The following is a 26,350-nucleotide window of genomic DNA, read 5'->3' as shown; positions in this document are numbered from 1 at the left end:
GCAGGGCGAGAAGATCGGGAACTTCGAGCGGCTCCTGGATGCGCGCGAAAGACACGCGGCGGGGACCAGCGGGTACGGCGAAGGCGTTGCGCGAGACTGCCAACAGATGTCCTTCCGAGGGCTCGCGGACTGGCTGCGCGCACGCCGGACGGCCTCGCGAATCAGGCGAGAGTCACGGGACGTCAGAAGGCGGCGCGAGCAGACAGTCTAGGCAGAAAGCAAACACCTGTCCACACATTACCATGCGAGTCAATCACGCGGCCAACTTCAGGGTGACACATGGCAATGAACTCGTCAAGCCGCGCGCGACGGGGGAGTCGTGTCGTGCCCCTCGCCAGAGGGGGCGATCACGGAGCCGAGGGGCGGGGTCGATGCGGGGGGTCGGGGGTGCCGGCGGCCATCGAGCCGAGGAGGGCAGGGCACGGGCGGAGTCGGTGCCGGGCTCGGCGTGGTAGATGACCAGAAGGCCGCCGCCGGTGTCGCTTATGGTCGGCTTGTCGCGGTACAGGTCGAGGTCGCCGACCTCTGGGACGCGATCGGCCGGTCATGATGTACGGAATGCCCCAGGCCGCGACGGTCATATCCGCGCGCGGTACTTGAGGGTTTATTTCCAGTCGCGTGTCACGCGGAGTAAGGGCGAGGGTTACGGGGCTTCCGAATGGTGCCTGTCCGCGCCGGTTCAGGGCTCCGAGAACCGTGTACTATTCGCCTCGACTTCTTGTAATCGCTTGACTACGGCGCCGCGGGCGGCGAGCCTCGGATGTGCAAGTCCGTGCATACTTCCGATGCTGGAGGACTCGATGGCGTTACGGTTCTACGGCAAGGGCGGCAGCGAGCAGAACAGTTGCCCGTCGGTCTCGGTCGACGAAGAGGACGGCAGCCTCGTGCTCGTCGGCTACCCGATCGAGGACCCGGACGTGATCGCCGAGATACAGACCTACAGCCATATCGAGGCCAATGAGCGTGCTTTCCGGTTGCCCTCCGAGCTGCGCAAGGCCCTTTGGGAGGCGTGTGGTGGCCATGACCCTCGATTTGACTGAGATGTTCGAGAAGGCCCGGAGCTCCGTGACGCACCTGGAACTCCGCGATACCTATGGCACCGGCAGCGCCGGCTACCGCGCGTGGCGTGAAGGCGTTCCCGTGGAACGGATCGCGCGATACGACTATCTCAGCCCCTGGGTGAACCTCATCAGAACCCACGTCGCCCGCGGGGTCTCCTTCCGTCGCGCGCGGGTGGTGTCCGAGCCGGTCAGCGACTACATCCGTTACGAGCACGCCATCACCCCGGCCGCGAATCTCGCCGGCGGCGAGCAGGTGCGATGGCTGCCCCGGCCCCGTGCGGCCGATCTGGCGCTGCCGGGCAGTGACTTCTGGCAATTCGACGACGGCCTGGTCTGTTTCGTTTTCCAGACAGGCGACGGCGAGCCCGCCGGTCATGTGATTTCCGAGGAGCCCGCCGTCGTCAAGTTGTGCGTCGTGGCGTTCGAGGGCGTCTGGGAAAGAGCCGTCGACCACGCGGAATACACCCCCGTCTGAGCACCGACCGCGCCGCACGTGTCCACTTCGCCGTCCTCCAGCGCCCAGCAGGCCCGCCAGGCCATCGCCGACCGGTTGCGCGAGATCCTGCGCGATTCCGGAATGACCGCCCGAGCCCTGGCCAGGCAGGCCGGCTGGGACGAGACCAAATGCTCGCGCCTCGTCAACGGCCGCACACCGCCCAGTGACGCGGACATTCGCACGTGGTGCGAGATCTGCGGGGTGCCGGACGAGATCCCCGATCTGATCGCCGCCTCCCGCAGCGCGGGCGACGCCTATGTGGAGTGGCGAAGGGTCCAGCGCAGCCAGAAACGCATGCAGGAAATGCGGCTGACGCTCTACGAGGAGACCCGCCTTTTCCGTTTCTACTGCTGCAACGTCGTTCCCTGGCCCTTGCAGACGCCCGGCTACATGCGGGTCCTCATGACGCGCTTCTCCGAATTCCACCGCGCGGGCACCGACATCGAGGCGGGTGTCGAGGCGCGGCTGGCGCGGCGGCGTTTCCTCGCGGGGCGGAACCGCCGCTGCGCGATGCTCATCGAGGAGTCGGTGCTGCGCAACCGGATCGCCGCAGACGATGTGATGGCCGAGCAGCTCCGGCACATGCTGACCGCCATGGGCCAGGCGAACCTGTCCCTGGGGATCATCCCGATGTCGGCGCCCCGGAGACAGGTGGTGACCGAGACCTTCTCCATCTACGACGAGGCGCGGGTCTTCATCGAACTGGTCTCGGCCGCCGTGACGATCACGCAGCCGCGCGAGATCGACCTGTACGTCAGGTACTTCGCCGAGCTGGCGGCGTCCGCCGTCTACGGAGACCAGGCGCGCGCGCTCATCCTCGCGGCCATCGAGGCCCTGGAATGATCGCGTGCAAGTTCGTACATGTTCGTTGAGGCCGGTGACCCTCCGCTCCTACCGTCATGCGCATGGTGATCGGACGGAGGGGGTTCCGCATGGCCCTGCCCGGCGAGAGGGCGGCCGCATGACCGGCGTGCGCGAACTGGAAGCCGCCTACGGCGGGCGGTGGACGTTCATGGACGGCGCCGGGGGAGGGTTCATCGCCCTCCGGATCGGCCGGGTCTCGGCCGAGGCGCAGAGCAGGGGGCTGGCGCACGTCGTGTGCGGCGCCGACGCCGAGGAGCTGATACGAGGGCTCGATGCGCAGTACCGCCTCGAAGGCCGGGCCGTCCCCGCCTCCCCCCGCCGCCAGGAAAGCCACCTGCGGGCCGTCTCCTAGTACTCGCCGTGACACGTCGCGATCATGGTTGGGATCTGTGCCGGTAGCGGCGGCGCCGGGCTGTGCCTGGTGACCGCGGCGCCAGTCTGACCAGCGCAGGACGTCCGCGATCGAGCGGTGTGCTCGTCGGCGCCACGAGCACCTCGAATACCCGGCCTAGCGTCTTGCCCGTGGCTCTTGACATCGGCATGGGGGACCTCCCTAGTATTCCCCACCATGGAAGTAGACTTCCGCCAGGCGCAAGCTGGCGATGGCCGATCGTCGGGCGTCCGGGCGGTCACCCGTGCGTTGGGGTTGCTGTCGGCACTGGGGCGCGAAGGACGCACCCTGACCGAGATGGCGGCGTCCATCGACGTGAGCCTGAGCACGGCGTCACGGCTGCTGGCCACGCTGAAGATGGCCGGCTACGTCGATCAGAGTCCTGACGGACTGTGGCATCCCGGCATGGCCTTGACGACCATGCTGTATCAGACCGACCAGTGGGCCTGTATCCGCTCCATCGCAGGTCAGGCGGCACGCGGGCTGCGTGACGAACTCAACGAAACGGTGGCGTTCTTCGTCCTCGCCGGCGCCGAACGGCTTTGCATCGAGTCGGCCGAGTCGGAGCGGCCCGTACGACGCGTGGTGCCGCCTGGCGAGCGGGGCCCGGCACACCTCGGTGCGGCGGGCAAGGCGCTGCTGGCCTTCTCCGGCGGCGACCCGGAGCACCTGGGCTCCCACGCCGCCGACGGCACGTTCCTCACCGCGACCGGGAGGACGCGGACGTGGGACGAGCTGCGTGCCGAACTCGCGGAGATCGCGGTGCAGGGCTACGCGTACAGCAGCTACGAGTCGACCCATGAGTCCTGGTCGGTCGCGGCCCCGGTGCGCGTGTCCGAACGGGTGGTCGGCGTGCTGGCGACGGTCGTGCCCGCCACTCGCAACGATCCGGACTACATCGCCCACATCACCCAACGGACGATCGCGGCGACGCGGGGTATCGCCTGATGCCGCCCGTTCCGACCCACGAGAGGAACCCTGTGAACGAGCCGTCAACGATGGCGACCGCCGAGGTCGGCAGGATTCGCGATCTGTTGTCGCAGGTCGCCTACGTTCTCGACTCCCATGACTACGACCGCCTTGGAGAGGTCTTCGCCGAGGACGTTCACTTCGAGAATCCCGGTCGTCTGGTGGCCCATGGCCTGCCATCTCTCATCGAGGCCTTCAAGAAGATCACGGATCCCGCGGTCAGCCACCATGTGACGAACGTCATCGTCACGCCGGTCGACGGGGGGAGCGCCGAATGCGTCACCAAGGCCCTGACCCTCCGCAAGGGCGGTGTGCTCTCCGCGGCCGAGTACCGCGACACCGTCCGCCTGGGCGCGGACGGGTGGCGCATCAGCTCGCGGTCCATCCGTCCCCTCGGCTGACCGCGAAGCACTCTGCGGCTGCGCCCTCGGTACCTGGCTGGAAAAGCGGAAGTAGATGAACGACAACCAGATGTACGACGCCATCGTCATCGGAACCGGACACAGCGGTCTCGTCGCCGCTCACTACCTCGCGCGTGCGGGATGGTCCGTCCTCATGGTGGAGCGCCGTGACATGGTCGGCGGCACCTGTGTGACAGAGGAGATCTTCCCGGGGTATCGCGGCAGCAGCGTCGCCAACTCGAGCCACAGCCTGGATCCGAGGATCATCGCCGACATGGAGCTGGAGCGGTTCGGCCTCCGCTTCACCAGACCCGAGCTCGGCTCGCTGACCATGTTCGACGACGGCCGCGCCCTCGCTCCGTGGCCGAACCGGGAGCGTCGTCACGCCGAGATCGCCCGTTTCGCCCATGGCGTCGCCGACATCGACGGCTACTCCGGCCTGCTGCGGTTCTTCGCCTCCGTCGCGCGCACGATGGACATCTCGTTCTACGACCCGCCGCCGAGCCTCGCCACCGTCGCGTCGCGGTTCCGTACCCCGGAGGAGCAGCAGGCCTTCGAGTCGGTGATGTTCGGCAGCGTCGCCGGCATCATCGAGAGGTATCTCGCCTCGCCCGAGCTTCAGGCGTTTTTCGCCGGTACGGCCGTCGCGACGAACTTCGTCGGGCCACGCACCCCCGGCTCGGGCTACCTGCTGCTGCAGAGGCCGCTATGGGAGCAGTCCATGAAGCGCGTGGGCACCCATGACGAGAACGAGCTGATGATGAGGAACGCGGCGCCGCTGGGCGGCATCGGCGCCATCACCGAGGCCATGGCCGAGTCCAACAGGGCACTCGGAGTCCAGATCCTGACCGGCGTCGAGGTGGCCAAGATCCTGGTCGAGGGTCATCGGGCCGTCGGGGTGGCTCTCGAGGACGGGCGGGAGTTCCGAGCCCGGCGCGTGCTGTCCAACGCCAACCCCAAGCTGACGCTCACCCGGATGCTCACCCCGGCCGAGCTGGGCGAGGACGTCTACGCGCAGGCGAAGCGCATCAACATGAAGGGCTCCTCGGCGAAGGTGCATCTGGCTCTCAAGGGGACGCCGCGATTCGCCGCGGCGTCGTCGGAGGAGGAGAACCGGCTGTTCCTGGCCACCAACTTCCGCGTCGCCCCCAGCATCGACGTGCTGCAGAACGCCTACAACGAGGCCGTGATGGGCCGATGGACGGAGCGGCCGACCATTTCGGGGATCATCTCCTCCGCCCTGGACCCGTCCCTGACCCCGCCGGGATGCCACTTCGTGAGCCTCAGCATCCGCGGGATCCCGTACCACCTCGCCAGTGGCACCTGGGACGAGCAGCGGGACGATCTGGGTAAGGCGGTCATCGCCACTCTCGAGGAGCACGTGCCGAACCTGACCGATGTCCTCCATGACTTCCACGTCTACACACCGCTCGACCTGGAGCGGGAGTTCGCGCTCGCCGAGGGCAACGGAGCCCACGGCGACATCGTGCCCGGGCAGATCTTCGACTCCCGGCCGATGCCCGGGTGTGCCGATCACCGCACCCCGGTCGAGAGCCTCTACCTGTGCGGCGTCGGCACGTGGCCCGGAAACTTCATGAGCGGCGTCACCGGCTACAACGCGAGCCGGCGGATGCTCGCCGACGCCCGGGACGGGCGCGTCGGATCGACGACAACCACAAGGAGCAAGCAATGATCATCGGCCGGGGGATACGGGGAGAGCAGTCCTCGGGGTTGCGGTCTTCGACCACCACCGGAACGGTGTGGTCGGACATCATGGTCGCCGCGGACGACACCCGCGCCATCAACATCTTCTTCGCTCCCTGCTCGCGTACGCACTGGCACACCCATGAGGGGGGTCAGCTGCTGTACACGGTGGCCGGCGAGGGCTGGATCTGTGAGCGCGGCCAGGAGCGGGTCACCGTGGGCCCGGGTGACGTGGTCTGGACGGAGCCGGGCGTCGAGCACTGGCACGGCGCCACCGACAAGGGCATGCTCACCCAGTTCATCGTCCACTTCGGCGAGGTCGACTGGCGGGGCGAGGTCGCCGACGAGGACTACCTCGCCGGATGACGAGGCTGCGCGGGGTCCCGCGGGCCGAACGGGCAACAGCACATCAACCTCAACGGCACCTGCCACGTGACCGAGGGTCACCCGACATAATTTCGGCCTTTATCTACCGGGCCAGTACGAATGGAACACCCCATGTCAATGAAATCCGCAATCGCAGCCGTCCGCCGATCCCGGCCGCGTAGGTCCGTCCTGGCCCTCGCGACCGCGGTGACCTGCGGTCTCACCCTCGTGAGCTGCGGCTCCGGCAGTGGCAGCGGCAACACGCTGTGGTACTCCGGATACGGAGGCACCTACGAGCTCTCGGTGAAGAAGGCGCTCTTCGACCCGTACGCCAAGGAGTCCGGCGTCGAGGTCAAGATCGACCAGAACGGCTCGAACGTCACCCAGCTCGACGAGATCATCAAGTCGGGACGGCCGAGCCCGGACATCGTCGACACCGAAACCGCCACCCTGGCGCAGTTCATGTCGAAGGGGATGCTTCGGCCGCTCGACAAGAGCAAGCTGGACGTCTCCACCGTGGCGAACCAGTCGCTGATCAACGAGTACAGCGTTCCGTGGTACCAGTTCTCGCGGAACCTCTACTGGAACACCAAGACCTTCCCCAACGGCGGCCCGAGCACCTGGGCGGACGTCTGGAACGTGGAGAAGTTCCCCGGCAAGCGGTCGTTCCCCGACCGGCCCATCGGCACCTTGGAAGTGGCGCTGCTGGCGTCCGGGGTTTCGCGTGAGAAGCTCTACCCGCTCGACGTCGACCGCGCGTTCCAGTGGCTCGACAAGATCAAGCCGAATGCGATCTTCATCAACCGGGCCGACACCGCCATCTCCCAGGGCAATGTCGTCACCGGCCTCTACACCCTCGGGCGTCTCCGCGACCTGCAGAAGGGCGGGGCGACCGTCGAGTACAACTGGAACGGTGCAACGGTCAGTGTCGAGACGCTGACGATCTCCAAGAACGCGGCGAACCCCGCCAAGGCCATGGAGGTGATCCAGCGGTCGCTCTCGGCGGAGTCGCAGACGGAGATGCTCAACTCCCTCAACTACACGCCGACCGTCAAGTCGGTCCTCGACAAGCTGCCGGCGGACCAACGCGCCAATCTCCCGGGCACCGCGGAGACCAACAAGGACTCCTTCTATATCGACGGCAACTGGTGGGCCGAGCACTACGACGACGTCGTGAAGCGCTGGCAGAACTGGCTCCACTCCTAGTCCCATGACGGCCGTCAATGATCGAACCCGTGCACCGCGCGAGCGGAGCCCGATGAGGCGAGATACGGACTCGGCGAGGCCGAGGGGATGGGGCGCGCTCGCGCTGCCCGCGGTGCTCTTCGTCACCGTCGTGTACGTCGTGCCGCTGGTGATGCTCCTGGTCCGGAGCGTCGCCGGCGAGGAGTTCGGCTTCGGGAACTACGCGCGGCTGCTGGGCGGTTCCGGCTTCCTCGAAGTGCTCAAGAACACCGCGCTGCTCTCGCTGGTGTCGGCGATCCTGTGTGTGCTCATCGGTTTCCCCGTCGCATTCACGATCGCTCGCGCCCGGGGGATGTTCCGAGCATTCCTCTACATCTGCGTCGTCGCGCCGTACCTGACGTCGGTGCTGATCCGGGTGTTCGCGATCCAGGTGCTGCTCGGCTCGCAGGGAATCATCAACAACGCGCTGGCGGCTCTGGGGTTCGAGCGTGCCGATCTGCTGTTCAACTCCTTCGCGGTCATCGTCGGCCTGGTGCACTCGCAGATCCCGATCGTCGTGCTGGTGCTGGTGCTGGTGCCGGTCATCGAGAAGGTGGACGTCAGCCGGGTGCTCGCCGCACGCAGCATGGGCGCGGGACCGGCCGAGGCCTTCGTCCGGGTCTTCCTGCCGGCGACGCGCCCGGGGCTGCAGGTCGCCTTCGTGCTCTCCCTGGTCTACAGCGCGGGGAGCTTCGCCGTCCCGGAACTCCTCGGCGGCAACTCCGCCGGCATGGCCGGATCCTTCATCTACGGTGCGGTGAGCGAGGAGGGGGACACGGCTTCCGCCGCGGCGGCATCGGTGATCCTCAGCGCCGCCATCCTGGTCGTGCTCCTCCTGTTCACGCTGCTGACGCGACAGAAGATCCAATCCGTCGTCGCCCCCCAGTTGATGACCGCGCTCGCCACCGACGGGCCGGCCGAGCGGCCGGAGCGCGGACGCCGGCCGCGCCTGCCGTGGCGCCGCGCGACCCACCGGTACGCGCGCCGGAGCATCGCGGGTGTCGCCGCACGCCTGCTGGATCGCTCGCGGCTGAGTTACGTGCCGGGCATCGTCCCGGGTATCGCGACCGTGCTGGCGATCCTGGTCCTGCTCCCGCAGCTGCTGGCGATTCCGATCTCGTTCGCCGGCACCCGGGCGCTCGTCTTCCCGCCCCACTCCTACTCGACGCAGTGGTACGCCAACATGTTCACGAGCAGCTGGCTCGTGCCGCTATGGGTGAGCATCGTGGTCGGCCTCGTCAGCGCCGTCTGCGCGACGGCGCTGGGCACGCTCGCCGCCATCGCCATCGGGCGGACCAGGTCCAAGGCCCTGCGCGCCGTCTCGCTGCCGTACCTCCTCGTTCCGCTGCTGTTCCCGGTGGTCGTGGCCGCGAACGCGTTCTTCATCGGCTTCCTGCGGGTCGGGCTCGTCGACACCCAGGCGGGCTTCATCCTGGCGCACATCTCGATCACGCTGCCGCAGGCGTTCATCATCGGGTTCGCCGGGGTGCAGGCGCTCAACCCCGACTACGAGAACGCGGCGGCCAGCCTCGGCGCGTCGCGGCTGAAGACGATGCGGCGGATCCTGCTCCCGCTCCTGGCGGGACAGGTCCTGGTCTCGCTGTTCCTGACCTTCGTGACGTCGTTCGACGAGTCCACCATCGCGATCTTCCTGTCCGGCATCAATGTGCAGACGCTTCCCAACCGGATCTTCCAGGCGCTCGCACTGCAGACCGATCCCACCGTGGGCGTCGCCGCCGTGCTGTTCATGGCGTTCGCGAGCGTCGTCGCTCTCGGGTGGCAGGTGCTCAAACGGCGCAGAACCCGCACCACCGTACGCAGCGGATCAACGAAAGATCTCTAGGAAAGCAGTATCGAAGGGATTGCGGCATGAGCAAGCGCGAGTTCAGCTTGTCGATGCGCGATGTGACGAAGGATTACGACGGAACGCGCGTGCTCGACGTGCCGGAACTGGACGTGAAGCAGGGCGAGTTCCTGTCGTTGCTCGGTCCGTCGGGCTCGGGGAAGACGACGAGCCTGAGGCTGGTGGCCGGATTCGAGGCGCCGTCCGCGGGACAGATCGTCATCGACGGGCAGGACGTGGCACAGGTCCGCGCCGAGAAGCGGAACATCGGGCTGGTCTTCCAGAACTACGCCCTCTTCCCGCACATGACGGTCGCGGAGAACATCGCGTTCCCGCTGCAGATGCGTTCGCAGTCCCCGTCGGACATCGAACGGCGGGTCGCCGAGGCGCTCGACCTGGTCGACCTCGCGCCGTACCGTGACCGCAACGCGGCGCAGCTGTCCGGCGGGCAGCAGCAGCGGGTGGCGATCGCGCGCGCCATCGTCTACGAGCCGGCCCTGCTGCTCATGGACGAGCCACTGGGCGCCCTGGACCGGCGCCTGCGTTCACGGCTGCAGAACGAACTGCGCGCGCTGCACCGCAAGCTGGGGATCACCATCGTCTACGTCACCCACGACCAGGACGAGGCCATGTCACTGTCGGATCGCGTGGCGATCATGAACCACGGGAAGATCGTGCAATTGGGGCGACCCGACGCGCTGTACGACTCGCCCGCCAGCCTGTTCGTGTCGAACTTCCTCGGTGACAACAACACGTTGTCCGCGCGCATCGCGGGCGCCGATCGAGCCGAGCTCGCCGAGGGCACCGTCATCCCGATCCCTCGGGTCCGCACCGCGGTCGGCGCCGCGGCCGATCTGACGATCAGGCCCGAGCGGGTGCGGTTGGCCGCCGAGAGCACCGGCGAGACGACGAAGCCGCGGTTCGAGGGTGTCGTCGTCGACGTGGTCTCTCTCGGGGCGGCGACGCAGTACTGCGTTCAGGTCGACGGCGTCGGCGCGCTGTGGGCGAGCGTGCAGAACAGCGCCCACGCGTTCAGGGGCGCCGTCGGCGACCGCGTCGAGGTCGGATGGGAGCTCGACGACGTGCACGTCTTCCCGCGGAACACGGACATGCTCGCCGACTCGTCGGCCCTCGAGGACACAGCGAAGCTGGCGACCGCCGATGCGTGAGACCACCCACAGGCCGGAGCCCGGCGAGGTGTGCTTCTCGGTCGGGCCCGGCCTGTACGACCCGGCCGGTGGTTTCGGAGTCGGCTTCTCCGACACCTTCGTGGTACAGCCGGAGGGTCCTGCCGTTCAGCTCTCCCCGCTCCCGTGGAGCGAGGAGCGGTGTCGGCTGGGGGGCCGATGACGTCGCGGGACACCGGGATCGGGGAGCCCGCCGGCGCCGTCCGCGCCGCGGCGTCGCAGGTGGTCCGGTTCGACGACCTGGACGCCCCTGAGACTCGCCGGTGGCTCGCCGCGCGGGAAGCCGAGCTGAGCGGATATCTCGGCCGCCCGGACATCCAGCCCCTCCACGCCCTGGCCGCAGGTGCCCTCGCCTCCGCCGTGGGACGGGGCATGGTGGGCGCGCCGTCGGTCCGCGGACGATGGATCTTCACCAGCGACCGCCTGCCCGGCGCGGACCACCGCGTCGTGGTGCGCCGCGAACCGCCGGCGAAACCGCCGCCCGGAAGTCACCGAGGGCGCGTCGAGCCGTCCGCGACCCGCGTCGTTCTCGACCCGGCGACGTACGCCGAGGGCCGGGGCCCGGCCGCGGTCGACTGGTTCTACCCGAGCCTGGACGGCGGACTCCTGGCTTTCGGGATGTCGCACAGCGGCTCGGAACAATCGGCCGGGTCGATCCTCGACCTGCGCACGAACGAGGTGCTTCCCGACCGGCTCCATGGCGTCCGGCACGCCAGCCTTGCCTGGCTTCCCGACGGCAGCGGCTTCTTCTACAGCCACTATCCCGAGAACCGGGAGTACGGCCGGGAGATCAGGCTGCACCGCCTCGGGACGCCGCAGAGCGAGGACACGCCGTACTGGACATCGAGCGAGACCTGCCTGGACTGGCCCGACGTGGAACTCTCCCCGGACGGCGACCGGCTGCTGGTTCACGTGTCGATCGGATGGCTGGACACCGACGTCCACCTGATCGACCTGACCACGGGTGACAGGACCGCCCTGGTGACGGACCGCGGCGGCAAGACCCGCCTGCACTTCACCGAGTCAGGGGCCATCGCCGGGGCCACCAGCGTCGGGGCGCCGTACGGGCAGGTGGTCAGGGTCGACCCCGCACGGCCGGAGCCGGGCCGGTGGGAGGTGATCGTCCCCGAAAGCGATCTCGTCATCGACGACGTCTCGGTCAGCGACGGCTCGCTGTTCCTGGTCGGCGAGCGCGACATGAGCTCCGAGGTCGGCTTCGTGGACCTGCGGGAAGGGCAGGGGCGGATCCGGTTCGCCCCGATGCCGGCGCTGGGCCAGGTCTCGATCCTGTTCCCGACGCCCGGACAGTCCATGATGCGGAACCGGGTGGTGCGGCACCTCGACCGCCACACGGCCGCCTTCTCCTGGTCGACTCCGGCGCAGAGCGCGCGGCTGGCCGGATGGAACGCCGCGCACGACACGGTGTACGACATCGCCGCGTGGGACGACCCTCCGGACGACCGGCCGATCGCCATACGCCGTCGCTCCGCGACGGCAAGCGACGGGCGTGACATCCCGATGATCGTCGTCGAACCCGAGGACGTGCCGCCGGACGCCCGGATTCCGACCCTGCTCCACGCGTACGGAGGCTTCGGCCTGTCGAGCACCGCCGCCTTCTCCGAGGTCGGGCGGGCCTGGGCGGACCTGGGTCACCGGTACGTCGTCGCCGGTGTCCGAGGCGGCCGGGAGCGCGGGGACGCGTGGCACCGCGAGGGGACGCGGTCCAACCGGCAGCGCGTCTTCGACGATCTCTACGACGTCGCCGGCTCGCTGGTCTCCTCGGGCCTCTGCGACCCCGCCACGCTGGCGCTCTGGGGAAGCTCGAACGGCGGCCTGCTGGCGTCGGCGGCCATCGTGCAACGGCCCGGCCTGTTCGCGGCGGTCCACGCGGCCGTGCCGATGACCGACATGCTCCACTACCAGTACTTCTCGATCGCCCGGCTGTGGATGTCCGACTTCGGCGATCCCGACGACCCCGCGGATCGCGAGTGGATCAGGGCGTACTCACCGCTGCACAACGTGCCGCCGGACACACGGTTCCCCGCCGTACTCGTCACGACCGGACTGCACGACACACGCGTACACCCGGTGCACTCGATGGCGTTCGTCGACGCGCTGCGTGACGCGGGGGTGCCCGCGCCGGGTCGCCCGATCCTGTTGAGCATCGACAACGACGGCGGGCACGGCGTCGACAAGCCGAGCCGGCGATTCGTCCACGAACGCGCGACCGCCTTCGCGGTCTTCCTGCACGCCTTCGGCCGTACGGAGCCGGACCGAACGGGCCGGACCGAACGGGGCCGGACCAAGGGGACCGAGCCACACCGGCGTCCGAGCGGCGAGACGACCACCCCGACATGCTCGAGCGACTGAGGAAAGACTGAGAAACACATGGGAACCAAGGCGAACGGCGCCGTCGAGGCGGGTGCGGGCGAGAACGCCGCGCAGGAGTTGTTCATCGGAGGCCGGACGCGCCCGGCCTCGGGTGATCGGCGCTTTCCGGTTCACGATCCGGCCACCGGCGAGGTACTCGCCCACGTCGCCGACGCGACGGGCGACGATGTCGCCGCCGCCGTGAGCGCCGCGCACGCCGCCCGGGAGAGCTGGAGCCACACCCCGGCGTGGCAGCGGTACGAGGTCCTCAGGGACGGTGCCGACGCACTCCGCCGTGACGTGTCGGCGATGGCCGAGCTGATCTCGGCCGAGACCGGCAAGCCTGTCAGGGAAGCGCTGGGCGAGGCGCACAACACGGTCCGCTTCTTCGAATGGTTCAGCCACGAGACGCTGCGCCTTCCGGGGGAAGCCTGGCCCGAGATAACCCCCACCCGGGACGCGATCGTCGTCGCGGAGCCCGTCGGCGTCGTCGCGGCGATCACCCCCTGGAACTTCCCCGCCTTCATGGTGGCCTGCAAGGTGGGTGCGGCCCTCGCCGCGGGATGCACGGTCGTGCTCAAGCCGGCCGAGCAGACCCCGCTGACGGCACTCTTCATCGCGCGTGCCCTGCACGCCGCCGGCCTGCCCGACGGCGTGCTCAACGTCGTTCCGACCAGTGATCCGGCCTCGGCGGGACAGGTCTTCCTGCACGACGCCCGCGTCGACTGCATCAGCTTCACCGGCTCCCGGGCGATCGGCGAGCTGCTCATGCGCGAGGCCGCGGCGTCGATCAAGCGAGTGCTCCTCGAACTGGGCGGCAACTCGCCCGTGGTGGTCCTCGACGACGCTGACATCGCCGCCACCGCGAGCCGGCTCGTCCAGGCCCGCTACCTCAACGCGGGGCAGGCCTGCGTGGCCGCCAACCGTGTTTACGTGGTGGAGAGCGTCGCCGAGGCGTTGCTCGCCGAGCTGGGCATGGCGGTGCGCGCGCTCAACGTGGGCGACCCACGGCGCGACGACACGAACCTCGGCCCGCTCATCGACCTGGCCGCCGTGGAGCGCATCGAGACACAGATCGACCGGGCCGTGGCGCAGGGCGCGGAACTGACCACCGGAGGCGGTCGCCTGAAGGAGAACGCGGTGAGCGCCTTCGTGCGGCCGGCCGTCCTGACCGCGCAGGGGGGGCAGGAGCCGGCGGTGTTCTCCGAGGAGATCTTCGGGCCGGTGCTGGCGGTGGTGACCTGCCGGGATGAGGCCGAGGCCATCTCGCTGGCCAATGACACCGAGTACGGCCTCGCCGCGTACGTCTTCACAGGTGACGCCGACCGCGGGCTCCGCATCGCGCGAGCACTGAGGGCCGGCTCGGTCGCGGTGAACGGCGCCTTGACGAGCGAGCCGCAGCTTCCCTTCGGCGGCATGAAGGCAAGTGGCCTCGGCCGTGAGCGCGGGCGTGCGGGCGTGGAGGAGTTTCTGGAGCTGAAGACGATCCAGCTCGCCAAGTGACGCGCCCGCGGGATCCGCCCACCGGCGTGGCCGCGGCCGGGAACCGACCGACCCGGCATGACCCCAGCGCAACGCAGCGCACCCTTGAGGAGGGACTCAGCGTGACCGGAGAAACCGACATCTGCGTGGTGAACGCACGCGTGATCACGATGGACGGCGACAGCACGGTCGCCGGCGCGTTCGCCTTCAGTGGCGGACGCATCATCGCGGTCGGCACGGACCAGGAGGTCCTCGCCACGGCCGGCGAGCGAACCCGGGTCATCGACGTCGGCGGGGCGGCCGTGGTGCCCGGCCTGATCGACGCGCACTCCCATCTGGAGATGCTCGCCTACGCGTGGGAGGTGGCCGTCGACGTACGGTCGACGCGGGTCGGGTCGGTGCGGGAGATCGTCGCCGTACTGGCCGAGGCGGCGCGCGACGTTCCCGAGGGGGAGTGGATCCTCGGCCAGGGCGAGCACTACCAGCACCTGAAGCTGGCCGAGGGTGTCTACCCCGACCGCCACGACCTCGACCGCGTGAGCACCCGGCACCCGGTGATCTACCGCGCGAGCTACCACATCAACGTCTTCAACTCCCTCGCGCTGGACATGCTCGGCGTCGACGACGACACCCCCGACGCTCCCGGCGGCCGAATCGAGCGTGACCCCGAGACCGGGGTGGCCACGGGGCGCACCTACGACATGTTCGCGCCGCTCAACGGCCCTCAGGCGCCGGTCGGCGTGCTCGCCGCCGCCATGCGCAAAACCGAAGAGCGGTACTCGGCCGTGGGCGTCACCGCCGTGGGTGACATCCAGTTGCACACCCACGCCCTGGACGCGCTGATCGAGAACGCCGAGAGCACGGAGCTGCGTCTGCGTGCCGTCGCCTACCCCAAGCTCCCCACCGTGCTGAGCGACGCGGACGTGCGCTCGGGGACGCTCAAGGAGCGCTTCTCCGGAATCGACCGCGAGCGGCTGTCGCTGGGAGGCATCAAGATCTTCCTTGATGGCGGCCTCACCGCGGGCGCCGCGGCACTGCACGAGGACTACCCCGAACGGCCGGGCTACCGTGGCGAGCTCGCCTACACGGACGAAGAAGTGTGTCGTCTGGTCGCGCTCGCGGACGAGAACGGCCTGCAGATCGCCATGCATGCCATCGGCGATCGTGCCCTGGACCAGGCGATCGCCGCCGTCGAGGCACTGCCGGCCCATCGGCGGGGAGTGATCCGCCATCGCATCGAGCACGCGGGCAACATGTTCATGACCGCCGAGCGGATCAAGAGGATGGCCGAGGCGGCCATCGTCCCGGTCCCCCAGCCGGCGTTCCTGCTCACCACGGCCACCGGTTACCTGGCGCACCTGGGCGCCGAGCGCATCGGCACGGTGATGCCGTTCCGCACCTTGATCGACTCCAGCCTGCCCGTGCCCGGCAACTCCGATGCGATCGGAATCACGGCCGACCAGCACAACCCGTTCCCGGCCATGCAGGCGGCGGTGGAGCGCCGGGCGAGCGGCGGGGAGCTGCTGGACGAGCGGGAGGCGGTCACGGCCCACGAGGCGCTCAGGATGTACACCACGTGGGCCGCCCACTCGATCGGTTTGGACGACATCATCGGCTCTCTCGAGGTCGGTAAGGCGGCCGACTTCGTCGTACTTTCCGACGACCCCACAGCGGTCGCGGTCGAGGACATCGGCCGGATTCACGTCACGGCGACCTGGGTGGACGGCAAGGAGGTTCACGCTCCCAAACCGTACGGACTGCCGGCGTGAGGTCCGACCGGCGTGGCGGCGACGGCTTCTCGGCGTCGCGCCGGGCGGGGTGGTTAGCATCGTCGATGCAATAAGTCGACGGCATTGCGCAATATTGCCGGAATGTTAACGCACCTCTGTGGAAGGCCGGTTCCAGCGCGGATTCACCGCCGGACCAGGGGAATCGGGAGCCCGGCCCGCTTGGGCGGGCGGTATGGGTCCGAGCTGTGGTGACGTCTCGGCGGGGCCGTTCGGCCTTGCCGGGAGGCCTTCACGTGGCCGTCGGATGACCCGCATGCCAACTCATGATGCTGTCACCGGCTTGCGTTATTTTTTACAGTATCCTTGCGCCATGACACGACGACTTGCGGAAGTTGCTAAGAAGGTCGGGGTCAGCGAGGCCACGGTCAGCCGGGTGCTCAACAGCAAGCCCGGGGTGTCGGAGTCCACGCGCGCCGCGGTGCTGACCGCGCTGGACGTGCTGGGCTACGAACGGCCGTCCCAGTTGCGGGGGGAGCGGGCGCGCCTGGTCGGGCTCGTGCTGCCCGAACTGGGCAACCCGATCTTCCCCGCCCTGGCGGAGGTCGTCGGGGGCGCGCTGGCGCAGCGGGGCTTCACGCCCGTGCTGTGCACGCGCACGGCCGGCGGGCTGTCCGAGGCCGACTACGTCGAGATGCTGCTGGACCAGCAGGTCTCGGGCGTGGTCTTCGCCGGCGGCCACTACGCCGAGGCCGACGCCCCCCACGACCACTATCGGCGGCTGCTGGAGCTGCGCCTGCCGGTCGTCCTGGTCAACGCCGCCAGCGAGGCCCTCGGCTTCCCCTGCGTGGCCACCGACGACGCGGTGGCGGTCGAGCAGGCGTTCGGCCACCTGCTGTCGCTCGGCCACGAGCGCATCGGCCTGGTGCTCGGCCCGCGCGACCACGTCCCCTCGCTGCGCAAGCTGATGGCGTTCACCGAGGCCGCGCGGCGGGCCGGCGTGGACGTGGGGCCCGAGACGGTGGAGCGGGGGCTGTTCTCGGTCGAGGGTGGCCAGGCCGCGGCGGCCCGGCTCGTCCGGCAGGGGTTCACCGGCATCATCTGCGCGAGCGACCCCCAGGCTCTTGGAGCGATCCGCGCGGTGCGCCGCCTGGGCCTTTCCGTGCCCGGGGACGTGTCCGTGGTCGGCTACGACGACTCGGCGTTCATGAACTGCACGAACCCTCCGCTGACGACCGTGCGGCAGCCGATCGAGGCGGTCGGCCGGGCCGCGGTCACGCTGCTGGTGGGGCAGATCGAGGGCGCGTCCGTCACCGCGCAGGAGCTGCTGTTCGAGCCCGAGCTGGTGGTCCGGGGCTCGACCGCGCCGGTCAGGGCCCGGGCGCTGGCCGCGGCCGTGTGACGAGACCGGGCAGGGTACGGACGGCAGGACGGGCCGCCGCCGTGTAACGCTCCACGCGGGGGCGGCCGCACGGCCGGGGCGGCCCGTCCTCCCCGCGTGAAAGCCCCCGTTCACACGGACAGCCGGAACGACGTCGTTTATTTGCGGCTCATGTAAGCAGTGTTGCCGGGAGACGTCGCGTTCTGCAAGCGGCTTGTGAGGGTTCCGGCCCTGCCGCGGGCCCGGACCGTGGCCCGGCGGGCGCGCGTCCGTCAGCCGTTGTGCTTCTTTTCGTCGATCATCTGGTTGAGCTGCGCGCGCATCTGCTGGGCGAGCGGGGCGTCCATCTTGTCGGTCAGCGCCAGCGCCCGCGCCAGCGAGTCCTGCGCCGCCTCGCCGTCCCCGGCGTCGTGCTGCGCCCCGCTGAGGGAGATCAGCGTGCGGGCCTCCAGCAGCGGCATGTGCATGGCGCGGAACAACGACAGCGCCTGCTCGAAGTGGACGACGGCCTGCGTGGCGTCCACCTGCGCGATGGCGAGCTCGCCCAGCCCGAGCTGCACCCGGGCCTCCACGAGTTGCTCGCTGGACGTGCTCGCCAGCATCAGCGACCGGTGCAGCGCGCTCGCGGCGTCGGCCAGCTCCCCTCGCCGGAGCCGGGCGATGCCGAGGCCGTGCAGGGTGTACGCCTCGCCGGTGGGGTCACCGATGTTGCGCACGACGGTCAGCGCCTCGTTGAAGACCTCCGCCGCCAGCGCGGGCTGGTCGGACTGGAGGTAGGTATGGCCGATGCGGTGGAGGACCTGCGCCTCCACCCGCCTGCTGCCGCTCGTGCGGCTCAGTTCCAGCGCCTCGGTCAGCAGCCGCTGGGCCCCCGGCAGGTCGTCGAACTCCAGGCGGAGCTGGGCCAGGTTGTGCAGGACGTACGCCGACGCGACCTGGTCCTCGGTGCTCCGGAAGATCTCCAGGGCCCGTTTGTAATGTGCCTCTGCGTCGGAGAACCGCCCGCTCAGCCGATCCAGGAACCCGATGTTCCTGATGACCAGGGCCGTTCCCTGCCTGTCCCCGACCTCCTCGAACAACTGGACGGCCGCCTCGAAGTCGCAGCGGGCGTCGCCGAAGCGCTGTTCGGTGATGTAGAGCGAGCCGCGCGAGTAGTGCATCGCCGCCTGCCCGCGTTTGTCCATGGCCTGCCGGGCGGCCGTCAGCGCGATCTGGTGGGTCTCCCGCCAGTCGTCGAGGTAGACCCGCGACTCGAAGAGCGTCACCGAGCTGATCGCCAGGTCCCAGCACAGCTCGACGAAGCCCGCCTGCGCGGCCTGGCGTATGCCGGAGACGAGCATCGACCGCTCGCGCTCGTACCACTGCAGGGGCGCCGCGACGAGCTGGCCGACGAGCTTCTCCGGCAGCGGCCAGCGCAGGGCGCCGCTGTGGATCTGGACGTAGTCCCCGCCGTACTCCCTGCGGTGCGCGGCCTCGGCCAGGTAGAGCAGGCCGCCGAGCACGCGGGCGAGGGCGGAGCCGCGCTCGGCCGGGGTCTCCTCGGCGGCCAGGCGCTCCCGGGCGAACACGCGCAGCAGGTCGTGGAAGCGGTACTGGCTGTGGACGCCGTACCCGACGCCGGTCGTCTCGATGAGCTGGGCGTCGGCCAGGTCGTCCAGCAGGTCCTGCGCCTCGGCCAGCGGCCGGTCCAGCAGCGCGGCGCTGACCCACGCCGAGAAGACGGGGGAGTCGAGGATGGTCAGGCGGCGGAACAGGCGGCGCGCGTCCTCGGTGATGCTGTCGTAGGTCAGCGAGATGCTGGCCCGGATGCCCATCTCGCCGTGCTTCAGTTCGTCCAGCCGCCGCGTCTCGTCCTCCAGGCGGCTGACGAGCTGCTCGATGCTCCAGTGCGGCCGGGCCGACAGGCGCGCGCCGGCGATGCGCAGCGCGAGCGGCAGGTGCCCGCACAGCTCGGCCAGGGCCTCGGCGGCCTCGATCTCGGACTGCACGCGCTCGATGCCCGCGATGCGCGACAGCAGGTTGACCGACTGGTCGGACTCGAAGATCTCCACGTCGACGTGGACGGCCCCGGCCAGCCCGGCCAGGCGGCTGCGGCTGGTGATGATGACGGCCGAGGCCGGGTTGCCGGGGAGCAGGGGCAGCACCTGGCTCTCGCTGCCGGCGTCGTCGAGGACGATGAGCATGCGGCGGTCGGCGAGCAGCGCGCGGTACATCTCGGCCCGCTCCTCCAGGCCGTCGGGGATCGCCGTGCCCGACACGCCGAGGACGCGCAGGAAGCGTTCGAGGACCTGCATGGGGCTGGTGGGCCGCGGCGCGGCGCCGTGCAGGTCGGCGAAGAGCTGGCCGTGGGGGAAGCGGTCGCCGACGCTGTGGGAGGCGTGGACGGCGACGGTGGTCTTGCCGACGCCGGGCTTGCCCACGATCACGATGATGGGGACGGCGAAGCGCGAGCGGTCCTCCGAGGCGAGCATCAGCCGCTGCCGGATGTCCTCGATCTGCTTGGTGCGCCCGGTGAAGTCCGCGATGTCGGTGGGCAGCATGCCCGGGACGTTCGGGACGGTCGGCGCCGGTTGCACCTCCACCCGCTCCGGCTGGGCGGGAGGGGCCAGGCTCTCGTCGGAGGTGAGGATCGCGTGCTCCAGCCGCTGGAGCCGCTCGTTGGGCTCGATGCCCAGCTCCTCGATCATGGTGCGCCGGGCGTTGCGGTACACCTGGAGGGCCTCGGCCTGGCGGCCCGAGCGGTACAGCGCGGTCATGAGCTGGCCGCGCAGACGCTCGCGCAGCGGGTACTCCTCGGTCAGCTCGGTCAGCTCGCCGACCAGCTCGTGGTGGCGCCCGAGGTCGAGCTCCAGCTGGATGCAGTCCTCGTTGGCGGTGATGCGGTCCTCGGCGAGCCTGCTGGCCGCCGACTGCACCAGCCTGCTGTCGATGCCGTCCAGGGCCGGCCCCCGCCACAGCGACAGCGCCTCGCGGTAGTGCCGGATCGCCTCGTTGACGTTGCGGCTCTCACGGGCGCGCCGGGCCCGCTGGACGAGGCTCTCGAAGCGCTGGGCGTCGATCTCGTCGGCGGCGACCCGGATGGCGTAGCCGAGGGACTGCGTGGAGATGATGTCGGGGCTGCCGCTGGCGGCGAACAGGCGCCGCAGCGAGCTGATGCAGATCTGGACCTGGGCCCGGGCGGTCGTCGGGGGCTCGTCGCCGTAGATGGCCTCCATGAGGCGGCCGATGGTGACGACCCGGTTGGCGTCGAGCAGGAGGACGCCGAGCACGATCTGCTGCCTGATCCCGCCGAGATCGAGCCTCCGGCCGGCCACGGACGCTTCGAGAGCCCCTAGAATCCCGAATTCCACCCTGCATCTCCTCGCAAGAAAGCCCGCGGCCCATCCGGAACTTTGCTCACCCTCCGATGCGAGAGGTAACAGGTGTCTGATTCCAGGAGATCCGCCCCGTAGTAAACATCGACCATTGGCCGGTTCGTGGCAACTCCGGCGCATTGATACTGCCAGGCGCTGGATCGTCACGTATAGCGATGTCACTTATGTCTGGATCGTACTACTATACGTGGTTCAGATCTATAGAGAATCTGCGAAGACTTTCCGAGCTCGTATGCGTGTTTGCGCATGCAACCAAAAGCCGGATGTCGGACATCCCCATGCGGCGAAATGTCCGGTTATATGTGTTTCTTCCCCTTTTGGGTCCGGGTTCGGCGGGGCGCGGAGCGGGGGAGTGCTCTCCGGTGCGTCCGGAGGCGGGTGAGGCGCGCGTGCGGAGGCTCAACCCCACGGAGTGTTGCCGCTGCCCTTGACGGCCGCGGCTCCCGCGGCGGTCCCGGCGATCCCGATGGAACGGGCGGATCCGGCCGGCGCGGTGCGGTCGGCGCCGGTGGTCCGGGCGGCCGCGGTCACGGCGACGCGGAAGGCGGAACGGGTGTGAGCACTCAACTCTGCTGACCTCTTCTCGTGTCGCGGTGCTGCGGCGAGCCGCAGCGGGTCGGTTCCGAACACCGACAACGTAGAAACCAGCGCCATTCGGTCATTATCGGTTCTCTTCTCGCCTGGCATTTGTCCAGCTCAGGGCGCTATTCGGGGGTTTTTGGTCACTGGTCGCCATTGGTGGCCCGCACGGGGGCCGCAGGGGCCTTTCGTCGCTCGAAAGCGGCGCACGCAGGCGTGGGGCCCAGTGGGCGGCGGTGAATGCCGGGACCGAATAGCCGGACGAAAGTGAATCGATAGCGAGATTTGCCAGGCTTACCCCCAAGGCCGGAACTCTCGGGGTGCCCGTGGCATCTTCGGCTCCGGATCCATGCGCGTCGGGTCAAGGACGGTGAATCCGGATGTGCGCACGCCGTCCGGCAGCTCACGCGCGTGTCGCGCCAGTGGGGGCGCCATGGCGACCGGCGCGCGATCGCAGTGGTGGTCGAGCTGTCCGTCATGGCGGACCCGGCAGATGGGGTTCTCGGGATGAGCGTTACGGCGCAGGCGCTGGACGGCGTCTACGGCCGGTCGGCCGCGGGCGTGCGGGCGCGCCTGGAGCAGGACTGTCTCGGGCGATGGCAGGACCTCGCGGACGCGGAGACCGACAGCGAGGGCTGCATCAGCGAGTGGCGTGACAAGAAGCTGGAACGTGGGCTTTATCGCATTGTTTTCGATAGTGACTACTACTTTGTCGGGTTAGGGCTTACGGCTGCCTATCCCGAGATAATCGTCACTTTTCGCATGCGGGACGAGACCGACGCCTATCTGATCCAGGTGATGTTGTCCCCGTACTCGTACTCGACCCATTTCCGGATCACGTGAGCCACGCGAGCCACGCCCTGTCCTTGCCCGACTTCCCGGGGGACAGGCCCCAGGCGGAGGAGGGAACCCCCACAGTGACCACAGGAGACACCACGGGCGCGGCCGCCGGTGCCGGGGGACCGGCCAGGCCGCCCGCGGCCCGCTACCGCGAGTACCTGGAGTACGCCGCCCTGCCCCTGCCGCTGGTCTTCGCCGGCCGGTCCGTCACCGTCGAGCTCCACATCGACGGCGAGCCGTTCGACGTCGGCGGCGCGCGCACCGACTCCGTCCGGTGGGTGCGGGGGGCCCTGGCCGGGTGGGGCGTGGAGGTGCGCGCGGTGCATCGCACGGCGGGGGCGGCGCCCGGTGCCGGCAGGGCCGGCGGGGTGGCGGTGTACGCGGAGTGCCTGCTCCCCGAGGGAACGCTGTGGGGCGCCGGGATCGACCCGGACGTGGAGACGGCCGCGCTGCCGGCCGTCCGGTCCGCGGTCACCCGCGCGCGCCTGGCGGCCACCATGGCCGCGCCCGCCCGACCATCACCCGCGGCGGAGGATGCCGAGCCGCTCGGCATTCCCGCGCCGCGACCCTCACATCCCGCAGTGGCCGTTCGCGCGGTGATAGCCACGCGATAAAGCCCGGAAGGTGCCCGAACTTAACGTGGGCATTAACGCCGAAATCGGACATGTATGGACAATCGGAAGACGCCACGACGTGCGGCCGGGAGCTCCCGGCCAGGCACGAAATAGGCGGACGGGGATGCGACGCACTGAACCCGCGTATCGGGGGAGGCCGCTCTCTGGGCTTCCGATTTACGGCGGGGATGTGATTTTCGTCGGGAAAGAGGGAGGCTCGTCATGAGCCTGATCGAACGACAGGAGGCGTTGGCCTCCTTGGAGGGACTACTCGCCAGCGCTATCAACGGGAAAGGCCGGGTGGCCCTGGTGAGCGGCACCGTGGCGACCGGCAAGAGTGAGTTACTTCACTCATTCGCCGAGCACGCGGCCGAACTCGGCGCGCTGCCCGTCACCGCGACGGGCTCGCTGGCCGAGCGGGACATGCAGTTAGGCGTGCTCGGGCAGCTCATCCACGACGCGCCGCTGGTCCCGGCCGAGCGTGAACGGGCGATGGCGCTGCTGCAGGAGGGCGCCCGCGCCATCACCTCGTCCGAACCGGACGGCGAGCCGCCCAAGCAGGTCGACGCGCAGATCGTCCATGCCCTGTGCACCGTCCTGCTGGAACTGTCCGAGCGTTACCCCCTGATGATCGTCGTGGACGACGTCCACCACGCCGACCGGGCCTCGCTGCTGTGCCTGGCCTACCTGTCCCGGCGGGTGCGGTTCGCCTCGATCATCGTGGTGTTCAGCCACTCCACCCACGGGCGGTACGCGGAGACATCGTTCCCCACCGAGCTGCTGCGCCAGCCGCACTGCCGCCGGATTCAGCTCGCCCCGCTGTCACCGGCGGGCGTGATGAGCCTGGTAGCCGAGCAACTCGGCGCCGGCGCGGCCGAGAGGTTCGCCGGCGAGTGGTACGCCGTCAGCGGGGGCAACCCGCTGCTGGCCGCCGGGCTCGTGGAGGACTACGAGGCCGCGATGCGCTCGTCCGGAGGCGATCCACCGGACGAACTGGTCGCCGGCGAGGGGTACGGGCAGGCCGTCCTGTCCTGCCTGCACCGGGCCGACCCCAAGATGACGCGGGTCGCGTGGGGTCTCGCGGTGCTCGGACGGCCCGAGTTCCTGGCCAGGCTGCTGAACGTGGGCCAGGAGTACGTCACCCGCGAGCTCAACGCCCTGGACGCCGCCGGGCTGCTCACCGGCGGCCGGTTCCGCCACGAGGCGGCGCGCGCCGCCGTCCTCACGGAACTGGACGTCGAGGAACGGGCCGAGCTGCACCGGCGCGCGGCCAGGCTCGCCTACGACGGCGGCGGCACCACCACGGAGGTCGCCGACCACCTGCTCAGCGCCGGAGGGTCCGGCGAGCCCTGGACCGTCGAGGTCCTGGAGGACGCGGCCCGGCACGCCCTGCGCGACGGACGGGTCGAATCCGCCGTCGAGTACCTGCGCATGGCCAGTCGGACCTGCACCGACGACCAGCGGCGGGTCAGGATCACCACGACGCTCATGCGGGCCGAGTGGCGCATCAACCCCAGCACGCCGACCGGGCACTTCGCCGAGCTGACCGAAGCGTTGCACCGCGGGCACCTGCGGGGAAGCGACGCCGTCGTGCTGGCCAAGGCGCTGCTGTGGCACGGCAGGCTTGAGGACGCCGAGGACGTCCTCAAGCACCTCAGCGAGTCGGGGGAGAAGCTGGACGCGGACACGATCACCGAGTTGGTGGTCACCCGTCCGTGGCTGCGCTGCTCCTACGCCCCGTTCCTCTCCCACCTGCCCCAGGTGAGCAGCGAGCAGTCGCGCGCGGCGATCCTGACGGTGGCGGCCTACCGGCGCCTGGAGTCGGCGGTCACGCTCGCCGCCGTCCTCACCCGCGGGCCGCGCGAGGAGATCGTCTCAGGCGTGGAGCGCATCCTGCGCAGCTCACGCCTCGACGAGATGTCGATGGACACAGTGGAGAGCGCCCTGCTCGCGCTCACCTACGGGGGGCGGCCCGACAAGGCGGCGCCCTGGTGCGACCTGTTCATCGACGAGGCCTCCTCACGGTGGGCGCCGAGCAGGCAGGCGCGGCTGTCGGCGATCCGGGCCGAGATCGCCCTGCGTCAGGGCGACATGCTGGGCGCGCAGTTCCACGGCCGCCTCGCCCTGGACACCATCCCGCTGAGCGGGTGGGGCGTGGCGCTCGGCGGGCCGCTGTCGAGCCTCATCATCGCCTACACGGCGATGGGGAACTACGACGCCGTCAACGAACTGCTCGACCAGCCCGTGCCCGAGGCGATGTTCCAGACCCGCTGGGGCCTGCACTACCTGCACGCCCGCGGCCGCTACAGCCTCGCCACCGACCACCCCCAGCTCGCGCTGCGGGACTTCCAGCGGTGCGGCGAGCTGATGGGCAAGTGGGACCTGGACGTGCCCTGGCTCATCCCCTGGCGGGCCGAGGTCGCCGAGGCGTGCCTGCGCCTCGGACGTCCCGACCAGGCAAGGCGTCTGGCCGAGGAGCAGATCAGGCGGTGCGGCAACGGCGCGCCACGGGTGCACGGCATCGCCATGCGCCTGCTGGCCGCCACCAGCGAGCCACGCCACCGCCCCATGCTGCTGCGCCAGGCCGGCGACCTCCTGCAGGCGGGGGGAGACCGGTACGAGCTGGCGCGCGTCCTGGCCGACCTCACGGAGGCCTTCCACGCGCTGGGCGAATACCGGCGGGCCGGCATGATCGGAGGCCGGGCCCGCGCCGTCGCCAAGGAATGCCACGCCGACCCGCTGCACAGGTCCTTGGCCAGGGAGGGCGACGGCAACGGTGCCACCGCCGCGACGGGGACCGTCACCGAGACCACGGACGTGACGGCGATCCTGAGCGACGCCGAACGCCGGGTCGCGGTGCTGGCCGCCGCCGGGTACACCAACCGGGAGATCGCCGACAAGCTGTACGTCACGGTCAGCACCGTCGAACAGCACCTGACCAGGACCTACCGCAAGCTCGACATCACCAGCAGGGCCGAACTGCCTTCCACGTTGCAGCTCGGCACCTCGATGCCCGCCTGACAGACACGCCTTCCCCGGACGCGCTTGGATCGGAGCGCTTCCGAGGACGCTCCGGCCCCGGGCCGGAACGCAAGAGGCCCGAGCACAGGCCGCTCCGCGCGAGACGAGGTCCTCGCGGGAGAAGTCGCCGGCCTGTGCCACCGCCGCTCAGCGGCGACGCGGGCCCGAACGGATCGCCCCCGCCCCACGTGCCCGGCACACGACCGGCACCCGCGCACCCCGTGCCCGGCATAGGCCCGGCACCCGCGCCCGGCGGATCCCCCCACGCACCGTCCGCACCTTGTCACCCGTGCGGAACCCCTGTTTCCGCTTATCGCGCTATCGCGCACCCCAGGCACCCGCGCCCCCGCACCCCAGGCACCCGCGCCCCCGCACCCCGGCCGCCCCCGCACCCCGGCCGCCCCCGCACCCCGGCCGCCCGCGCGCCCCGGGAACGCGGCCGGCGATGTCGGCATA

20 protein-coding genes are annotated in these 26,350 nt (G+C 69.8%); 18 read left to right on the top strand and 2 right to left on the bottom strand.

The features are described 5' to 3' along the window. Window positions 1-785: 785 nt before the first annotated feature. From AB0H21_RS31095 to AB0H21_RS31025, 15 genes are all read left to right on the top strand, one after another. Window positions 786-1,040, top strand: coding sequence for a hypothetical protein (locus AB0H21_RS31095; RefSeq protein WP_358523682.1), 255 nt, complete (start codon window positions 786-788; stop codon window positions 1,038-1,040). Then, complete coding sequence (locus tag AB0H21_RS31090) at window positions 1,021-1,536, top strand: DUF6879 family protein (RefSeq protein WP_358523705.1); 516 nt, start codon at window positions 1,021-1,023, stop codon at window positions 1,534-1,536. Before AB0H21_RS31095 ends, AB0H21_RS31090 begins: the two co-directional genes overlap by 20 nt. Before the next feature lie 18 nt (window positions 1,537-1,554). After that, window positions 1,555-2,400, top strand: coding sequence for a helix-turn-helix transcriptional regulator (locus AB0H21_RS31085; RefSeq protein ID WP_358523680.1), 846 nt, complete (start codon window positions 1,555-1,557; stop codon window positions 2,398-2,400). 118 nt (window positions 2,401-2,518) lie between these two features. Next, the gene (locus tag AB0H21_RS31080; RefSeq protein ID WP_358523677.1) at window positions 2,519-2,773 is read left to right on the top strand and encodes a hypothetical protein; all 255 of its coding nucleotides are present in this window, start codon (window positions 2,519-2,521) and stop codon (window positions 2,771-2,773) included. A 216-nt stretch (window positions 2,774-2,989) separates the two neighbouring features. Next, entirely contained in the window at window positions 2,990-3,760 is a 771-nt protein-coding gene (locus AB0H21_RS31075) for an IclR family transcriptional regulator (protein ID WP_358523675.1), read from the top strand. A 32-nt stretch (window positions 3,761-3,792) separates the two neighbouring features. Beyond that, complete coding sequence (locus AB0H21_RS31070) at window positions 3,793-4,182, top strand: nuclear transport factor 2 family protein (RefSeq protein WP_358523673.1); 390 nt, start codon at window positions 3,793-3,795, stop codon at window positions 4,180-4,182. A gap of 55 nt (window positions 4,183-4,237) precedes the next feature. Then, the gene (locus tag AB0H21_RS31065; protein ID WP_358523670.1) at window positions 4,238-5,875 is read left to right on the top strand and encodes an NAD(P)/FAD-dependent oxidoreductase; all 1,638 of its coding nucleotides are present in this window, start codon (window positions 4,238-4,240) and stop codon (window positions 5,873-5,875) included. Continuing rightward, window positions 5,872-6,252 carry a cupin domain-containing protein gene (locus AB0H21_RS31060; protein ID WP_358523667.1) on the top strand — a complete coding sequence of 127 codons (381 nt, stop codon included), beginning with the start codon at window positions 5,872-5,874 and terminating at the stop codon, window positions 6,250-6,252. Before AB0H21_RS31065 ends, AB0H21_RS31060 begins: the two co-directional genes overlap by 4 nt. A 138-nt stretch (window positions 6,253-6,390) precedes the next feature. Next, the gene (locus tag AB0H21_RS31055; protein ID WP_358523664.1) at window positions 6,391-7,458 is read left to right on the top strand and encodes an extracellular solute-binding protein; all 1,068 of its coding nucleotides are present in this window, start codon (window positions 6,391-6,393) and stop codon (window positions 7,456-7,458) included. 52 nt (window positions 7,459-7,510) lie between these two features. Then, entirely contained in the window at window positions 7,511-9,319 is a 1,809-nt protein-coding gene (locus AB0H21_RS31050) for an ABC transporter permease subunit (RefSeq protein ID WP_358523663.1), read from the top strand. 26 nt (window positions 9,320-9,345) lie between these two features. Then, entirely contained in the window at window positions 9,346-10,488 is a 1,143-nt protein-coding gene (locus AB0H21_RS31045) for an ABC transporter ATP-binding protein (protein WP_358523662.1), read from the top strand. A gap of 177 nt (window positions 10,489-10,665) precedes the next feature. Continuing rightward, a complete protein-coding gene (locus tag AB0H21_RS31040) occupies window positions 10,666-12,876 on the top strand; it encodes a prolyl oligopeptidase family serine peptidase (RefSeq protein WP_358523659.1) in 2,211 nt (736 codons plus the stop codon). 18 nt (window positions 12,877-12,894) lie between these two features. Beyond that, on the top strand, window positions 12,895-14,379 hold the full coding sequence (locus AB0H21_RS31035; protein ID WP_358523656.1) for an aldehyde dehydrogenase family protein: 1,485 nt from the start codon (window positions 12,895-12,897) through the stop codon (window positions 14,377-14,379). 101 nt (window positions 14,380-14,480) lie between these two features. Further along, window positions 14,481-16,127, top strand: coding sequence for an amidohydrolase (locus tag AB0H21_RS31030; RefSeq protein WP_358523654.1), 1,647 nt, complete (start codon window positions 14,481-14,483; stop codon window positions 16,125-16,127). A 331-nt stretch (window positions 16,128-16,458) separates the two neighbouring features. Next, window positions 16,459-17,487, top strand: coding sequence for a LacI family DNA-binding transcriptional regulator (locus AB0H21_RS31025; protein ID WP_358523652.1), 1,029 nt, complete (start codon window positions 16,459-16,461; stop codon window positions 17,485-17,487). Between the two features lie 251 nt (window positions 17,488-17,738). Here the strand turns inward: AB0H21_RS31025 and AB0H21_RS31020 are convergent, their stop codons facing one another. Next, the gene (locus AB0H21_RS31020; protein WP_358523649.1) at window positions 17,739-20,816 is read right to left on the bottom strand and encodes a BTAD domain-containing putative transcriptional regulator; all 3,078 of its coding nucleotides are present in this window, start codon (window positions 20,814-20,816) and stop codon (window positions 17,739-17,741) included. A gap of 423 nt (window positions 20,817-21,239) precedes the next feature. Continuing rightward, window positions 21,240-21,494 carry a hypothetical protein gene (locus AB0H21_RS31015; protein WP_358523646.1) on the bottom strand — a complete coding sequence of 85 codons (255 nt, stop codon included), beginning with the start codon at window positions 21,492-21,494 and terminating at the stop codon, window positions 21,240-21,242. Window positions 21,495-21,830: 336 nt separating this feature from the next. Here AB0H21_RS31015 and AB0H21_RS31010 point away from each other — a divergent pair, with 336 nt between their 5' ends. From AB0H21_RS31010 to AB0H21_RS31000, 3 genes are all read left to right on the top strand, one after another. Further along, window positions 21,831-22,262, top strand: coding sequence for a hydroxyisourate hydrolase (locus AB0H21_RS31010; protein ID WP_358523643.1), 432 nt, complete (start codon window positions 21,831-21,833; stop codon window positions 22,260-22,262). Window positions 22,263-22,336: 74 nt separating this feature from the next. Continuing rightward, window positions 22,337-22,873, top strand: coding sequence for a hypothetical protein (locus AB0H21_RS31005; RefSeq protein ID WP_358523641.1), 537 nt, complete (start codon window positions 22,337-22,339; stop codon window positions 22,871-22,873). 222 nt (window positions 22,874-23,095) lie between these two features. After that, on the top strand, window positions 23,096-25,894 hold the full coding sequence (locus AB0H21_RS31000) for an AAA family ATPase (protein ID WP_358523638.1): 2,799 nt from the start codon (window positions 23,096-23,098) through the stop codon (window positions 25,892-25,894). Window positions 25,895-26,350 lie beyond the last annotated feature (456 nt).

This window comes from Sphaerisporangium sp. NPDC051011 (assembly GCF_040653595.1).
In the GTDB taxonomy this organism is placed as follows: domain Bacteria; phylum Actinomycetota; class Actinomycetes; order Streptosporangiales; family Streptosporangiaceae; genus Sphaerisporangium.
Note: the sequence above shows the minus strand (reverse complement) of the source record. Positions and strands in the feature narration are given on the sequence as shown.